Raw genomic sequence first — 17,333 nt, forward strand, 5'->3', positions numbered from 1 at the left:
ATTTCTGCCAAGTTTTTTTCACTAATTTTTTCTTTTTTTAGGTCATGCATGATCATAGTTTAAACAAGTACATAGCCACAATCCCACTTCCATTTTCATTAAATTGATTCCAAAAGAATTAAAAAACATTCATTGTCTGTAAGACTTTCCATAACCCCTATAATTTGCAGCCTTATCTCTGCCATGACTTCTCATTCCCTTGGCACGGTTCCGCTTGATCTCGAAGCAGCATTTTCTCTTAATAAGATGCAACAAAGATATATCTTGACTTTTACTACCTCAAATATAAAGCGGTAAACAGGCATTAACACAAACATGTACTCATAGTAACTGCCCGTAAATTTGTGCGATTGGTTTTTGCACTGCTCAAATACAATCGTCTATATTATCCGGCAAGATAAATTCGTCTACTTGCTGATCAGCTACGCCCTGCTTATAAAAAAACATGGTCGACAGAGCTTAGGCAGGTGCTTTTTATTTTCATGAAACATAGCAGAAAATATGTGTTTTTATTATCCATTCTCATTTTACATCACACCACTGGACTATGATTATTCAACAAAATTCTATACTATTTTCATTATTATACATTTACAAATTGTTAAATACAAGAAAATATGATACTATGCAGACAAATAAACAGATGTTTTCAATCACGGAAATGCTATTTTATAGTTAAAAATAGAGTATTCTTTAAAAACATAAAGGAGATGAAAGACATATCATGAAAGATCCTATAACAATCTCTGACGCAAAACAAGAATTAAAAATAGCTGAAAGGCAAAATCCCGGACTATGGATTGCCCATTCTTATCATGTAGGAGCGGCAGCAAAGTATATTGCCGAAGCGTGCAAAACGCTAGATGTGGAAAAAGCTTATATTTGCGGCATTTTGCATGATATAGGACGAAGAAATGGCAAATCTGCTTTAAAGCATGCCATAGACGGATATGAATATGCTATGTCCAAAGGATGGAATAGTGTGGCAAGGATATGTCTTACTCACTCATTTCCGGTCAAAGACATCACAACAGATATATCGAAAGCAGATATCAATGAAAAACAATACCAATTTATGAAGCGCTATTTAGAAGAAACAGAGTATGATGATTATGACAAATTGATCATACTTTGTGATTCTCTTGCTGATGCACAAGGTTTTTGTATTTTGGAAAAAAGATTTGTAGATACGACATGTCGATACGGTATATATCCATTTACGATAGACCGTTGGAAGCAGACATACCAATATAAAGAATATTTTGAAAAAATGCTAGGAGCGTCTGTATATACACTTTTACCGAATATAGACAAATGTATTTATAGCTAAGATACCTTTAAGATGTATACCCATCCGTATATCTCGTGATACATTCCTTTCAGGCAGTGTAGCACGTCAAGATATATTTTATAAAAAAAGAAGTACAAACGATTGAAAATGATTACTCTGAATTCTCGTCAGTACCTCTTTTATCAAAATTTTTTACTTAATAAAAAACCGAAGTGTATCTTTCAAAATTTCTGCCATTATATCATACCCAAATACATTAGGATGAAGACCTTCCAAACTCAATTCTCTCCTTAGAGAATATCCGTCTTCATTCAAAAAAGATGGATAATAATCTACAAAAACAACACCATATTTCTGTGCCTTTTTTTTCAGTTCCTGATTATACAAATGCACATATTTTTGTCTGTCACGTTCGTGGTTTGTCCATTCCATACAAGTAGGTAAAATAGAGCAAAGCACTACAGATACTTGTTCTTCTACAGAAATCTTTACTATTTTTTCCATATTTGTCAGAGCTTCTTGCAGAATATTTTCTAATCTTTTTCCTTCTTCCTGCTTCCAATAATCAAACTCCAAATCCCAAGAATCATTAATTCCTGCCATTATAACTACTATTTTAGGTTTTAGTTGAACAGCATCTGCCCTAAATCGATGAAGAAGAGATGAAGTTCTGTCTCCTCCAATTCCTCGGTTTATGATCCGAAGTGGATACTCTTGAAAATATGCGGATAATTCCCACATTTGTATAATTGAATCTCCAATAAACACCATGTCTACTTTACATTCTTTTTGTATAAGTGTTTGATTTTTACAATCAAATTCCATTCTTCTTTCATCAGCCCTCATGACTTGTGAAAGATACCCTGGCTTTATCCATGGTTTCATTTGTAATATATTTTTTTGAATGCTCATGTTCTACCTTTCCCATATAAACTTATTTCGGCAGATTCCCATGACAGGCATCCCATGATTTTTCTCGCATACCGTACTCATACCGCCAATTGTAAAATGTGCTTCTTCCGGAAAATCTTCTGCCTGAAGTTTAATAAAAATTTGATTCCATCCTTTTACAAATTTTGTAACTTTATAATTTGACAAATCTCCCAAAGCGCCGCCATTTCCCAGATTTGCCCTAAGCGGTGTTTTCTGAATTGTAGTGTGGATCCATTTTCCGTTTAAATATAATTTCATATATCCATTGTTCGGAACTCCCAATACAACATCTTTCTCCTCTTCAGAGTAGATATGATGCAGAGCATAAATCACTCCCTTCTCTTTGAAGCGTGTTCCCAACTGTAAATCATTTCCTGTATTCCATTGCTCAGTAAAACCACAAGGCGGGCTGACAAACCACTCTTCCTCATTTATACCACAATCATCTTCTATGTTTTTTCCTGGATAAAGTTCAGAAATCATCCATCGATTTCCGCCTAATAAGACAATAGGAATTGCTGGGATAGCAGGTTCTTCCTCTATTTGCACTTTTAGCCAACAAATATTAGATTCTTGAATCTTCAAATTATCTGCCTGGATCTTACAACCGATTTCTTTTTCTCCTTCTGCTTTGATTTTAAATGTTTCGTCCATCGGCTCATATAAGCTAAAACCATCCGGCATTTCTAAAGCTACATGCAATACTTTTTCAATTAAATGCGGATTTTCAAATTTTATACCTATTTCTGAAATCCGGTTTCCCAAAATCGCAGCATCATCCTTATACTTCACCGTTATACTAATTGTTCCATATGAATAGGATATACTGTCTGCCTCGTATTCTTCCAAAAATGAAAGTTTTGGCATCGGAAGTTGTATATTAGAGCTCATATCGTCATTATCCGAAAAAATAATTTTACATCCCCAATACCGAAGCACTCGTTCTGCTTCTGCACAGACTTCTTCCGTCAGTTCACGTATATTAGTAGGGGCAATCAAATTTCTGATTCCGCCAGTGGTCATATTTGTTGCGATATCATATCCCAATGGTTCTATCCATTTTTCTGGTAAAGAGGAGGCACCTCCTATGATTCCAAGTATTGCTCCTAAAGTTGCAGCTGTACAATCTGTATCCCATCCACAATTGACTGCCTTACATATAGAATCACCAAAATCTTCTCCGTATAGCCAGCCTATCGTCTGAAATGCAAGATTTAAAGGAGAGTACTGCGCTACTGGATTATAAAATGTGTCTACCAGATTATTTCGATTATCTTCATACTTCATACCCGCATGATAATTTTCAATACATTTTTTTACACATTGATACGTTAAAGAGGAAGATGGAATTGCTGCCAATGCCATATCCAAAAGCGAAAACTTATTTCCATTTATAAAAGCATATGATTCTAACACTGCATTAAATATTTCTCCATAAACAGATTCTCCGCCTCCATGGTCTACGATTGCATCTTGGTAAGCATACCATGCCGCCACTTCTGGACATCCCGGTGCAATACACGCCCACAATTCTGATCGAATAGGACTTCCCATACAATCTTTAAAGGAATTATTATGCCATCCGCATACAGGAGGCAGCAATCCTTTTTGCATATTTTCTTTACTAAGTCCATACTCATCAAAATTATAAGCAACACAGTCTTTCCAAGCTTCTGTCAAATCTATCGCTGTAATCCCCGGTCCTTTTTTCTGCAGCTGCTGCAGCCAGATTAACTGCAGCTCTAAATCATCATTAGGGATCCCTCCTTCCGGAAGATACGGATACCAGTTTATATGAAACATCTTCCTTTCACCAAATTTTCCTTCCAAAGGTTCCCCTAATGTTCCGCCTGCATTTTTGCCTAACCAGCATCCCATAACTTTATCCCGAAAACATTCCCGGTTAATTTTTATTTGTTTCATATGTCTTTCCTTCTTCCAACATTCTTTTTAATGCATTTGTATAGAATTCTACTCTTTCCGGATTTAACTGAGCATCAAAAGGATATTTTTCTATAAACGAAGTCTGTAAAAGCCCTTCCTTATATATTTCCATTTCATGTATTGTTTCACATAAAAGTTGTGATGCTGTTTTTCCATCCAACAAAACGTCTTCTTCATTTCTTTCTGTCACGTATCTGCCAAAACAATACCCTCTTGCTGTAAGTCTAAACCCGCGTACGTACCAACGCATAAATGCAAAGTGCTCTTTCATCTTCTCATAGGCTGTTTCTGTTAGTCCCATATTTTCTTTTTCAACCAGATCTACCAACTTTTCACATGCTATATATGCATCTTCTTTATCGGATACAATTTTAGCGATATTCTCTTTTGTCATCTCTAATGCATCTTTTTTCTCTGGATCCCATTCACTTAAACTATGATGTGTGCCTCCGATAAAGGTAAATTGTTCTGGTGTCAGATGCATACAACTATCGTTTGAAAATAAACATCCATTTACAAAATTGGTCTTTTCGACAATCGGCCATGTCTCATCCATAATTTCTTTAATTTTTTTGACACATTTCTTTACTTCTCCCGGATTTAATGTGTCACTAATCAAATGTTCTCCCTGCAGCCACCGTAAATAAATTTCTTCTTCCTGAATATTTTCATTCTCAGCATATGCTGCAATTGCGTACAAATTCACCATATTTAAATTATCAAAACAAGTCCAGTCCTGAACCCCTTCCCAATCTGTTCTTGCCAAGAAGCCGCTTACTTTATGTTCTTTTCCATATTTCAGCCTACGTTTGATATCTGAAAGCATTGCCGATGGCTGTGCACCCCAGCCAAAAAACTGACCATTCACATCATACTCTGTAATCTGCTGGTGATTACCTACCTTTCCCATCAGTGGATTGTCCGGGAAAGTAGGATAAAAATCATGGGGTGTATTTTTCAAAGACAGTACTATTTCTTCCGGCATATCGATAAATGCTTTCTGAAATCTGTCTTGTTCTGCCTTTGTATAGATAAAATCTCGGATAATTAATTTCTTTCCTGCTTCTTCAAAAGGTTTATACATTGCCATAATCATGTTTTTATACCATTCTACCGGATCCAGATTCCGGCATCTTTCACATCCACATGCAAATGTATTGCTTATTGCAAGCCTTGCTTCACCTGTGCCGATAGAACAAACAATACCCGCCAGATCCGGCAAAGCAAGAAAGAGTTCTTTATATTTATATGGTAAAAATTCTTCATACCAAAATGGATTACTTGGACAAATTGTTCCATCCTCTTGCATAAGCTCTTTTTTATATTTCAAAACAAAATCAGAAAACCACAACTCTTTATTTTCAAAATAAATATCTACACCCGCTTCTTTTGCTTCTCTAATCACATGATTTATATAATCCCTTCTATTTAAATTCAAATTTTCACGCAGTGCATGATTTAGAATAGGATGATCTACTTCTAAAAAAGCATCATAATAACTTTTTGGATTACCGCTTCCACCCAAAAACTTTGCCGGAAAAACAATTTTATCTTCTATTCCAGGTTCATGAAAAACCATTGCATTCATATTGTTGCGTACCATAAAATCCAAACGTCTTCTTATTTCCTCTAAATTCCATATTTGTGTAAAATCATGAATTTCCATTGCTCGAAAAGTATACGTTTCCATTTATTAATTCTCTCCTTTTTCTATATAATATACATTCAACCTTTTAAACCGGAAGATGCAATTCCTTCTACAAAATATTTTTGCAGACAGAAGAACATGATTACCAGAGGGATAATCGAAACACATGCCATAGACATAATTTCATTCCAGTTTGTAGATGCCGCAACATCCAACCCCATTCTCAATGCCAGGGAAAGAGGATATTTTGATACACTATTAATGTAAATCAATGGATTCATGAAATCATTCCATGTCCAGATTGTCTGAAAAATACAAATAGATATCATAGACGGCTTTAATATAGGAAGAAGAATCTTTGTCAATATTTGAAAAGAATTACATCCATCAATCTTAGCTGCTTCATCCAACTCTTTTGGTATTCCTCTTAAAAATTGTACTTCCTGATAAATAAAAAATGGATAACAGGCAAATAATGCAGGCATCCAGAATGGCATATAACTGTCTAACCACCCAAAATCTCTAAACAGAAGATATCTTGGAATAATAAGAACCGCATTTGGAACCATTAAAGTCGATAACATAATTCCAAATAAAAGTTTATTTCCTTTAAAAGAGAATCTGGCAAAGCCATATGCAACCACTGTACACGAAATAACAGTAAATAAAACCGTAGGTACTACCAACAAAAATGTATTTATAAAAAAATCTGTAAATGTATATTGTCCAGAAGATTCCCAACCTTTTATAAAACCAGACCAATCAAAATGTTCCGGTAATAAATTCGTTGCAAGATTAATTTCTTCATTTGTTTTAAATGATGCGAAAAACATCCATACCAGCGGATAAATCATACATATTCCGATTACTGTTATCAGTATAAAGGAGAACCAACGCATATATTTTTTCTTTTTCATCTTATTTGCCTCCTTCATCACCATAAAATACCCAATATCTTGAAGTAAAGAAAATAAAACCACTTAAACAAAGCAGCAATATAAACAACAACCAAGATTCTGCACTTGCATATCCAAGATCTGATTTCACAAAAGCATCCTCATATATTTTCAGCGCCATAATATTTGTTGATTTCAAAGGTCCCCCACCTGTTACTACATATGCCGAGGTATAGTTTTGCAATGCATTGATTGTCTGCATCACAATATTAAACAACATGACAGGACTGATCATTGGAAGGGTTACTTTAAAAAATACTTTCACTTTTCCTGCCCCATCTATCTGTGCGGCTTCATATAATTCTCTTGGAACTTGTTTTAATGCCGCAAAGAATAAAACCATAGAAGAGCCAAACTGCCAAATATCGATCAACCCGATTGTAAATAAAGCATATTTTGGGTCTCCCAGCCAATTAATATCTGTTCCCAACAGATTATTAATAATGCCGGTTTTCATAAACATGACTCGCCACAGGGCTGAAATTGCTACGCTTCCGCCAAGTATGGAAGGAAGATAATACATAGTTCTAAAGATCCGTATTCCTTTTATCTTCATACTCAATATCATAGCTACAATCAAAGCAAATATTAATTTTGCAGGAACTACCATCAGGATATATTTCACTGTGACCCACAGAGAATTAAATAAATCTACATCTGCGGTAAACATTCTTATGTAATTTTCAATTCCTATAAATTGGTATTCTCCTCCTAATTTAATATCAGTCAGGGAATATCGAAAAGAATTTACCAAAGGAATTAATTGAAACATTAAAAAACCTATTACCCATGGACATATATACAAGTATCCTTTTGCCTCTCCAAGTTTCTTTCTTTTCATATCTTCCCACTTTCCAGAAGGTTGACGTACTTGTCAACCCTCCTAGTTTCTTTTATTATTTTTGTAAACGTTCTAATGTTTCTTCAAGAAGACTCATTGTATCATTTGTTATACTTTCTACGTCTCCCTGTCCATATGCAATTTTTTCTACACCATCCTGCAAAATCTCTACGACTTCTGTCGGCGTATAAAGATTCTGATGTATTGTTCCTGTTTCTTCAGCTTTTTCAATTGCTGATATTAATACCGGATCTGCATACCCTTCTTCCTCGCAAATCTGCCGACCTTTTTCTGTAGCAGGAAGAGAACGACATGTCTTTAATGTATTGATCGCTGTCTCATTATTATAAAAATAATTCAAAAAGTCTGCCGCTACTTCCGGATGTTCACATTTTGAAGAAATTGCTAACATCTGCGGAGGTACATATAAAATCCCAGATTCTTTAGCATCTTCAAATTCCGGCATATCTAAAGCTATTGCCGTATTCTGAAAATCATAATACCCATCAAATATGTTAGATGTTGCACCGTAAACTAATGCCAATTCGTGATTAATCCATTTTGGATTTGTATTCAATTTTAACGCATACGGAGCGCTGTCTGCCGCCGGTTCTATGACATTATTTCTATACATATCGTCAATCAATGTAAATGCCTTTTTAAGATCCTCTTTCGTAAAATTAATTTCCATTGTATCTTTATTAATTAAATCTTCTCCTGTGATCTGTGCCATGATAGAACCTAATAGTTCTTTTCCAAGTGTTTCAATATCAATATTGAATAAATAGTAGTTTTCATTTGTTTCATGAAGTGTTTTTCCCGCTTCAATAAAATCATCCCATGTTTTAATAGTTTCTGCATCCATTCCTGCTTCATCAAGAAGTTGTGTATTTGTCAGCCAGATTCCACCATTAATTCCTGTTGGAAGGGCGATCATTTTACCATCATAATAAGAAAAATTTTGGATAAACTCTTGATTAAAATCCGATGTATCCAAAATATCTGCATAATCTTCCAAGTTTACAAATACATCACCAATTTCCATTAGATCCGAAACTGTATTTGCATTATATTGAATGATATCTGCAGCAGTTTCTCCTGAAAGCTGTGTTGTCAGTTTTTCAAAATAGCCATCATATCCCCCATACTCAGCTTCAATCTTTACATTCGGATGTTCTGTTTCATATTGTTCGATCACATCCAAAGTAGCCTGATGTCTTACGTCATCTCCCCACCACATAAAACGTAAGGTAATCTGCTCGTCCGAACTTTCTGTGTTTTGTCCATCTGTTTTATTTTCCTGCTCTGTTTTTCCACAGCCAGTAAAAACTGCTACCGATGTAACAAACATAGTTACTGATAATAAAACTGCCAAATACTTCTTTTTCATAAATCTGTTCCTCCTTTTTTTATATTTAAAAATTAACACACTCTTATTTTTTATCCTAGATACGTTTCTTGACTTTTATTCTGACATTATGATATGATTTTTTACATAAGTATCAATTATTAATATTTTTACTCTTTTTATATCCTAAAGTGAGGAACTCTTATGTTAAATTTAGTTATAGTAGAAGACGAATCCAATATCCGCGAATGTCTTATTCATTTATTTCCATGGGATTCTCTTGGAATACAAGTAACAGCCAGTTTCTCCAATGGGCAGGATGCTTTTCATTATTTATCTGTCGAGCATGCTGATATTCTTTTAACTGATATCCGGCTTCCAAATATTTCCGGTCTGGACTTGATCCGTATGCTTCGTGAAAATAAAAATCCAATCGAAATTGTCATTCTTACAGGATATAAACATTTTGACTATGCGCAACAGGCCATTCGCTATCAAGTACATGATTTTCTGCTAAAACCTATCAAATATGAAGAACTGACAACAACAATGCTGCATATTAAAGAAATACTGGAAAAAACATCTGATAATGTTCCTCAAAACACACAAAATAATGATGACACTTATCATAAAAAAATCATCTCTATGGCAAAAGATTATGTCCAGAAAAATTTAAATGAAGCTTCACTCGAAAATACGGCTCTCCATGTCCATTTGAGTCCCGGATATTTTTCAAAATTGTTTCATAAGATAACCTTAGTAACCTTTTCTGATTATTTGATTCAATGTAAAATGGAACGTGCTGCAGAATTATTGCAGAATATTGATTTTAAGATGTATGAGATTTCTTTGATGGTAGGATATGATAATCCCAAAAATTTTACTCGCGCTTTTAAACAATATTTTAACGTTACACCACGAGAATATAGAAATCACAATATTAAAGAATAAAGAGGTCAGTACTACTTTATGAAACAAAAATATTTTATTCATAAATTTATTCGATATTTTTTTATTTTTTCTGTGCCTGTTATTATTATGGGAATTTTTCTTACTATCTACTCTTTTTTTCAAATTCGGCAGGATTCAAATACGCAGGCACAAAGTACCTTTCGAATAAGCAGTCAGCTCATGGAAGAAATTCTTACGAAAGGTGATGATGTAGCAGATTTAATGAACACAAATAGTTCTATCTCCATGTCTATGTATCGTATTCTTAACCAAAATTCTATGGATTATAAAGAAAATATTACAAAAAATATCATGTTTTATATTTTTGAAAATTTAAAATCCAGCTCTTCTTATGTGGATTCTGTATATGTATATTTTCCAAATGAAGAAGATTACTTTTTCCAGACAAATAAAAAATTGACATCTATCAGTCATTCTGCCGATAAACAGTGGCTGGAAGATTTTAAAACACATACAAAAGAAGAAGATAAATGGATTACTTTACGTACCGCTCAGAATTATCATTTTGAAGACGCTCACAAGGTCGTGACTATTTATAGGAGGATTCAATATTATGACGGCGTTTTAGTCATTAATTTAAATCCAGCTGTTTTGTCAAATCTTCTATCTTCTCTTGAAAATTATCCAAATGAATCTGTCTTTGTCACTGATTCAAATGGAATGATTTTATTTTCTAATAAAAATGCAAAACAATTAAACTTCAAAGAAGATCAAGGACTTCATAAACAGTTATCTTTATCCAATGAGGGGCATTATCTTTCTTCCGCTAAATATGATAATCATACCTATGCTGTAACTGAATTTACCTATCCAGATTATAATCTTCACTTTTTATCGCTTGTTCCTTCACATGATATTTATCGTCTTATGTATAATATTTTTTATTGTGTCATCGTCGGTATTATAATCGCTGCAATACTATGTCTAATACTAAGTCTTTACTTGACTCAAAAAAATTTTCATCAAATAGAACTTCTTATGGATATTTTGTGGAAAGCTGAAAAGGGAAAACTTCCGCTTGATGACAATGGTGGACTTATTGATGCTAAAAAACTAGATGAATATAATCTGATTCTAAATCGTGTAATTCTCACTTTTGTTAAAAATAATACATTAACAATGCAAGTAAAAGAATATCAGCTAAAAAAGACCCTCAGTGAACTTAAAGCTCTACAGCTTCAGATCAATCCTCACTTTTTCTTTAATACTTTACAGTCAATCGATATGGAAATTATAAAAAATGAAGGTTATCAGGCATCAGCCAGCAAATTAATACATGCACTTTCAGATATTCTACGCTATGCACTGGAAGATTCCAGAACTCCTGTTTCTTTGAGAGATGAAATACAGTCCTGTAAAGAATATATAGAAATACAAAAATTCCATAATCCCGGACAAATTGTACTTTTATGGGACTATGATGAATCTTTATTGCAGTATTCTGTAATCCGTCTTCTATTTCAGCCTCTTCTTGAAAACAGTATACACTATAGTCTTCAATCTCCTCATGATACTTTAGTGATACGTATTAAAATTTATGATGCCGGAGATTCTTTAAGATTTCATATCTTAGACAATGGGATAGGTATTGAAAAAGAGCGCTTGGAACAGATCCGTATTTCTCTAGAGTCTTCAGAAGAACAAGAACACCATATAGGAATCAAAAATACACATAAACGTTTAATTCTTACGTATCCTGATAATGCAGGATTATCCATTATCAGCCATGTAGGACAAGGTACTTGTATTAGCTTTTCTATTCCCAAAAAATAGAATAAAGGCAAATATACTCATGAAATATTTGTCATATTTTTCATCTTCTTCCTTCTTTTGGGTTGCTACAATAGAGTCCTCACATTCATCATATCCAATGCTGTTTGAATTGCCTGCTATGCACATTTATTCGGTTTAAACCTATAGCTATGGTCATAAACTACTTCTCATAGATTAACGTTTGCATCTATGCAATAGCTTGTTATACAAATCGATCCGTTACTGTCTATGCTCCCAGTTTTTCTGAATCCTATATTCAACTTTGATATCTCCATTTTTGTACCAAGTGAAGCTTATATTTTCTTGTTCAACTGCTCTTTGATAATCTCTACGTTTTCCTCAAGATATTGTTTGAATTCTGTGTACTTCGTCCACTCCTTCTGCTCCTTTATTTCATACAACTTGCATGTATGCTCTTTTAAGATTTTCTTCAGATAATATCTAATCTATTAGACTACTTCTAACCAAAAAGTCGTTATGTCTATATGTTCTTTCTTTTCCTTACCAGTATGAATTCATTACCGTATCATTCTGGTTCCATTGACATCAAAAATCGAGAAATTTCCAAACGTCAATCTGCTTCATTGCGAAAAACATTATTATATTTACATGATTGTTGGTTACAATAAATTTTTGCGCATTTGCTATACAAGAGTTACTGAAGATTTGAATTTACTAAAAAAACAACTCTACTTATAAATCTACTTTTAGACTGACTCATTCAAGCAATCTATTTTTTGTGCTATAAAATAGTTTAAATATTTTATAGTTCTTTACTCGACAAATCTTATCAAGTCTTGTCTTTGTCTGTATCCTTCCTACTATTGGATGGATTGCGGACTTCCATCCGTTAGTGATGTGCGCCGCAAGGCTTACCTAAAACCGCAGGGATACATTAAAAATTAATGTATCCCTGCAACCATATTGTACCTTTAAACCTTCTTCCTATTTCCGGTTCTCCCATCACCTCTGCGGCGGGTACACAAATATCAAACTGTAATTCATTTACATCTAGTTTCATCTGATATATTCTTTCTTTTGTCAGTATATTTTCACGTTCCCTTACAGCAAGTATTTCTCCCATTATAGAATATAGATCACATTCAACTCCATAGGGCATAAAATACGTATCTACAATCGAAAAAATATCTTCGCTTATCAACCTTTTTGACACTTTAGAATAAATATCCATATCATCCAATGTCAGAGTCTCTATAGCTGTCTGATCTCCGCTTCTCGCTGCATTTAATAATTTTTTTCTGTTTTGTGATGCTTCTTGTTCGTTTTTTATCTGCTTTTCATCTTTTCTGACAGGAAATAATATTTTTCCGGAAAGTGCCAGCCCTGCAAATGTAACGGAAGTTTCCAGACCGGACAGAAAACCAATCTGTTTCTCTTTCATATACTCTACACCATTTTGCAGAGTAAATATCAGGCTGATCCCAACTTTTGGATCCTCACATACTCCGATGTATTGTTCTCTTTCTATTCTCTTTTCTACAGCGATTTCTGCATAAGTTGTAACTCCGCTTCCTTCAAAATATGGAAAATAATAGCTCATGTCAAAATTTTCTTGTTCATCCAATTCTCCACAAAGTGTAATTCCCATATTCTGCCCATACTCTTTCTGATATTCACAGAAATCTTCTGAAGTATGATAAGAAACGATCATCTGATGTGTAAAATTTTCTTCTGCTTGTTTTAAAATTTCTTTTAATTCTTTTCTGGTCTGAAGATTCCCAAAACCGATTGCTTTTAAATATTGGTGCATTGTGTTCTCCAATTTAGACTATTTTTTTGGCACGATTTTTTCACAGCCTCCCATATATGGGCGGAGCGCTTCTGGTATTCTCACACTGCCATCAGCTTGAAGATTATTTTCCAAAAATGCGATCAACATTCTCGGAGGTGCTACTACTGTATTATTTAATGTATGCGCAAAATATTTTCCATTTTCTCCTTTTACTCTGATTCCCAGTCTTCTTGCCTGTGCATCTCCTAAATTTGAGCAGCTGCCTACTTCAAAATATTTTTTTTGTCTTGGCGACCAGGCTTCTACATCTACAGATTTCACCTTCAAATCAGCTAAATCTCCTGAACAACATTCCAGAGTACGCACAGGAATATCTAAGGAACGGAAAAGATCTACTGTATTTTGCCATAATTTATCATACCACTGCATACTGTCTTCCGGTTTACATACTACGATCATTTCCTGCTTTTCAAATTGATGAATCCTATATACGCCTCTTTCTTCTATACCATGCGCACCTTTTTCTTTTCTGAAACAAGGGGAATAACTCGTCAATGTCTGCGGAAGTTCTTCTTCTGTTAACATAGTATCAATAAATTTTCCAATCATGGAATGTTCGCTTGTTCCGATCAAGTATAGATCTTCTCCTTCTATTTTATACATCATGGCATCCATTTCCGCAAAACTCATGACGCCTGTCACAACATTGCTTCGTATCATAAAAGGCGGCACACAATACGTAAAACCTCTGTTTATCATAAAATCTCTCGCATATGCGATAACTGAAGAATGCAGCCTTGCAATATCTCCCATCAGATAATAGAAACCATTTCCCGCAACCCTTCTTGCACTATCTAAATCAATTCCCTGGAAAGCCTCCATGATTTCTGTATGATAAGGGATTTCAAATTCAGGGACTACCGGTTCTCCAAATCTTTCTACTTCCACATTCTCACTGTCATCTTTTCCTATCGGAACAGATGGATCAATGATATTAGGAATCGTCATCATAATTTTCTTGATCTTTTCTTCCACTTCTTTTTCTTCTGCAGATAATCTTTCCATTCTGTCGGCATTTTCTGTAACTTGTTTTTTAAGTTCTTCTGCTTCTTCTTTTTTTCCCTGTGCCATCATAGCGCCGATACTTTTGGAGATTTTATTCTTTTCTGCTCGCAGAGATTCTACTTCCTGCTTTATTTCTCTATTTTTTTTGTCCAATTCTAAAACTTCATCTACTAATGGAAGTTTTTCATCCTGAAACTTATTTTTGATATTTTCTTTTACTCTATCCGGATTTGTTCTTACAAATTTAATATCTAACATATTCTTCTTTTCCTCTTCCTTTTTTATTTCTTTAATCTTATCTTGTTATTTTTTACTTTACTGCTTGATTATTTTATTTTTCCATGTCTTTAAGATCATATGCTTCCTGATAAATTGCTTTTTCGAGTGATTCTCTTTCTTCCTCTGCAAGTTCTATATAACTTTCCCCTTTTACAATTTCTTTAATATACGTATAACAGCCTCCCCTGCTATGCATAGCATTTAAGATCCATCCATTATTATTTTGATCCAACATTGTCAATGCAAAACTCAAATCTCCCCCCATTTCATGAAATGCATCATATTTTACAATACCGATCTTTTGATAATTGTTTTCTATCTTTTTATAAATATCTTTGATGTTGTCACGGTTTTCTTTCGCCATTTTTGAAATCTCTTCTAGCATATCAAATCTTTCAAATATACTATCTTCCAGATTTTTTCCGTCTTTTCCTTTCATAAAAGATGAATAACTTGCCTTTAGTCGATTATATTTCATATTGGCACTTATCAGTAATATAAACAATATAATTTGTATAAAAAATAATATTACAAAAATATAGAATGGATCAATGCCTATATTTTCTAAAATTTTGCTTTCCATATTCATCAAGTCTCCTTATTAATTTTCAATGTACGTAAATTCTTTTTATCTTATTCTCCCCGAAATTTTTATTTATTTTGGATCGTCATAATTAAATCGTAAATTCTTTCTAATTCTTCTTCTGAATAATATTCTATCTCTATTTTTCCTTTTCCATTTGCTTTTGGAGTCACGCTTACCTTTGTACCAATGACGTTTTTCATACGTTCTTCAATATTTTCATATACAAACGTATGTTCTTTTTTTTCTTTTTTTACTTCCTTTTTTGGATTTTTTATCTCTTTGACAAGTTTTTCTGTTTCCCTTACGCTTAACTTTTCATCAAATATTTTATTTGCGAGAATAAACTGCTGTTCTTCATCATCAATAGCAAGCAGTGCTCTTGCATGACCTGTACTTATCATATCATCGACGATCATTTGCTGTACTCGACTGCTCAATTTTAAAAGTCTCATGGAATTTGTAACTGCAGTTCTGCTTTTAGAAACTCTCTCCGCAACTTCATCTTGTTTCAGATTAAATTCTTCTAGAAGTTTCTTATATGCCATTGCTTCTTCTATTGGATTTAAGTTTTCTCTCTGTATATTCTCTATCAAAGAGATTTCAACTATTTCCTGTTCCGTGTATTCTTTTATCAAAACAGGAATTTCTTTTAAGCCTGCTAATTTTGCTGCTCGCCATCTTCTCTCTCCTGCAATGATCTCATAATAATCTTTCTTTTTATGAACAAGTAATGGCTGTAAAATACCAAATTGTTTTATCGAATCAGCCAACTCTAAAAGTGCATCTTCATCAAACTCTTTTCTTGGCTGATCTCGATTTGGTTCTACTAAATTAATTTTAACCTTCACTTCTCCACTGATATTTTCTTCATTTTTCCTACCGGTGTTCACATCAGATTTATTTTTATTTTCTGTTTTTGAAGGTATAAGACTATCTAATCCTTTTCCAAGTCCATTTCTCTTTACTGCCATTATTTATTCCTCCCCTTTATGAATCACTTCCTCTGCGAGCATCATATAGCTTTCAGCGCCCGTCGATTTTGCATCATATAGATTTATAGGCATTCCATAACTTGGTGCTTCTGCAAGTCTGATATTTCTTGGGATAATTGTTTTATATATATTTTGTTCCAAATTATCTTTTACATTTTCTACAACTTGCAGTGATAAATTTGTTCTTGCATCATACATGGTAAATACTACTCCTTCTATTTTCAAAGAAGAATTTAATCTTTCTTGAACTAGTTCAATAGTATGTATAAGTTGGCTAAGCCCTTCCAGCGCATAATATTCACATTGTATAGGTACTAAAACAGAATCTGCCGTTGTCATTGCATTGATCGTAAGCATACTTAATGCCGGAGGACAATCAATAATAATAAAATCATAATTATCTCTGATTTTATCTATTTCTTTTTTAATTATAAATTCTTTATTTTCTACACCTATCAATTCTATTTCAGCTGCTGATAAATCAATATTCGAAGGAAGTACATCTAAATTTTCTAAAACCTCCTTACATATACAATCTTCTACTCCAACATTCCCTATGATCAAATCATATATACTATTTTCAACTTCATTTTTATCCACACTTAATCCACTTGTCATATTTCCTTGTGGATCCATATCAAGTGCTAAAACCTTTTTTCCTAAACTAGCCAAAGAAGCGGAAAGATTGATTGCTGTTGTTGTCTTTCCTACACCACCTTTTTGATTAGCTATTGCAATAATTCTGCTCATTTTTGTACTCCTTTCTGATGAATACTTTATTATTATATCACCTTTTAATTTTATTATCTATAATAATGTTTCACGTGAAACATATTTTTAAAGTTATTATTAAAATATGAGTTTTATTTTTATATTTTTCAATGTTTCACGTGAAACATTTATTTTCATAATTTAGGGTTTATTTGCAAGAAAGAGTGTAGTATAATTAAAA

14 protein-coding genes are annotated in these 17,333 nt (G+C 33.5%); 3 read left to right on the forward strand and 11 right to left on the reverse strand.

Annotated features, from left to right (window positions below; genetic code table 11):
- Window positions 1–724: 724 nt before the first annotated feature.
- The gene (locus BN3282_RS04810) at window positions 725–1,330 is read left to right on the forward strand and encodes an HD domain-containing protein (RefSeq protein WP_059067058.1); all 606 of its coding nucleotides are present in this window, start codon (window positions 725–727) and stop codon (window positions 1,328–1,330) included.
- Window positions 1,331–1,483: 153 nt separating this feature from the next.
- Here the strand turns inward: BN3282_RS04810 and BN3282_RS04815 are convergent, their stop codons facing one another.
- Genes BN3282_RS04815 through BN3282_RS04840 form a run of 6 tightly spaced genes read right to left on the reverse strand, consistent with a single transcriptional unit; the run spans window position 1,484 to window position 9,003 of the window.
- On the reverse strand, window positions 1,484–2,203 hold the full coding sequence (locus BN3282_RS04815; protein WP_082667475.1) for a GDSL-type esterase/lipase family protein: 720 nt from the start codon (window positions 2,201–2,203) through the stop codon (window positions 1,484–1,486).
- Between the two features lie 3 nt (window positions 2,204–2,206).
- Complete coding sequence (locus BN3282_RS04820) at window positions 2,207–4,147, reverse strand: ADP-ribosylglycohydrolase family protein (protein ID WP_059067061.1); 1,941 nt, start codon at window positions 4,145–4,147, stop codon at window positions 2,207–2,209.
- Window positions 4,128–5,858, reverse strand: coding sequence for a hypothetical protein (locus BN3282_RS04825; protein ID WP_059067063.1), 1,731 nt, complete (start codon window positions 5,856–5,858; stop codon window positions 4,128–4,130). Before BN3282_RS04825 ends, BN3282_RS04820 begins: the two co-directional genes overlap by 20 nt.
- Before the next feature lie 35 nt (window positions 5,859–5,893).
- The gene (locus BN3282_RS04830) at window positions 5,894–6,733 is read right to left on the reverse strand and encodes a carbohydrate ABC transporter permease (protein WP_059067065.1); all 840 of its coding nucleotides are present in this window, start codon (window positions 6,731–6,733) and stop codon (window positions 5,894–5,896) included.
- A 1-nt stretch (window position 6,734) separates the two neighbouring features.
- A complete protein-coding gene (locus tag BN3282_RS04835; RefSeq protein WP_059067067.1) occupies window positions 6,735–7,613 on the reverse strand; it encodes a carbohydrate ABC transporter permease in 879 nt (292 codons plus the stop codon).
- A gap of 55 nt (window positions 7,614–7,668) precedes the next feature.
- The gene (locus BN3282_RS04840; protein ID WP_059067068.1) at window positions 7,669–9,003 is read right to left on the reverse strand and encodes an ABC transporter substrate-binding protein; all 1,335 of its coding nucleotides are present in this window, start codon (window positions 9,001–9,003) and stop codon (window positions 7,669–7,671) included.
- 162 nt (window positions 9,004–9,165) lie between these two features.
- Between BN3282_RS04840 and BN3282_RS04845 the strand changes: the two genes are divergently transcribed.
- Together BN3282_RS04845 and BN3282_RS04850 are read left to right on the forward strand one after the other, a co-directional pair.
- Window positions 9,166–9,912 carry a response regulator transcription factor gene (locus BN3282_RS04845; RefSeq protein WP_059067070.1) on the forward strand — a complete coding sequence of 249 codons (747 nt, stop codon included), beginning with the start codon at window positions 9,166–9,168 and terminating at the stop codon, window positions 9,910–9,912.
- 18 nt (window positions 9,913–9,930) lie between these two features.
- Window positions 9,931–11,706 carry a sensor histidine kinase gene (locus tag BN3282_RS04850; protein ID WP_059067072.1) on the forward strand — a complete coding sequence of 592 codons (1,776 nt, stop codon included), beginning with the start codon at window positions 9,931–9,933 and terminating at the stop codon, window positions 11,704–11,706.
- 895 nt (window positions 11,707–12,601) lie between these two features.
- Here the strand turns inward: BN3282_RS04850 and BN3282_RS04855 are convergent.
- The 5 genes from BN3282_RS04855 to BN3282_RS04875 all read right to left on the reverse strand — a co-directional run bounded on the left by BN3282_RS04855 (window position 12,602) and on the right by BN3282_RS04875 (window position 17,131).
- A complete protein-coding gene (locus BN3282_RS04855) occupies window positions 12,602–13,477 on the reverse strand; it encodes a DUF3881 family protein (protein WP_059067074.1) in 876 nt (291 codons plus the stop codon).
- Between the two features lie 18 nt (window positions 13,478–13,495).
- Window positions 13,496–14,782: a serine--tRNA ligase gene (serS, locus tag BN3282_RS04860; RefSeq protein ID WP_059067076.1), complete on the reverse strand. Its 1,287-nt coding sequence runs from the start codon at window positions 14,780–14,782 to the stop codon at window positions 13,496–13,498.
- Between the two features lie 73 nt (window positions 14,783–14,855).
- A complete protein-coding gene (locus tag BN3282_RS04865; RefSeq protein WP_059070286.1) occupies window positions 14,856–15,386 on the reverse strand; it encodes a DUF4446 family protein in 531 nt (176 codons plus the stop codon).
- A 68-nt stretch (window positions 15,387–15,454) separates the two neighbouring features.
- Window positions 15,455–16,360, reverse strand: coding sequence for a ParB/RepB/Spo0J family partition protein (locus BN3282_RS04870; RefSeq protein ID WP_059067078.1), 906 nt, complete (start codon window positions 16,358–16,360; stop codon window positions 15,455–15,457).
- 3 nt (window positions 16,361–16,363) lie between these two features.
- The gene (locus BN3282_RS04875; RefSeq protein WP_059067080.1) at window positions 16,364–17,131 is read right to left on the reverse strand and encodes a ParA family protein; all 768 of its coding nucleotides are present in this window, start codon (window positions 17,129–17,131) and stop codon (window positions 16,364–16,366) included.
- Between the last annotated feature and the right edge of the window lie 202 nt (window positions 17,132–17,333).

The sequence above is a fragment of the Mediterraneibacter massiliensis genome (genome assembly GCF_001487105.1).
GTDB classification, from domain to species: domain Bacteria; phylum Bacillota; class Clostridia; order Lachnospirales; family Lachnospiraceae; genus Mediterraneibacter; species Mediterraneibacter massiliensis.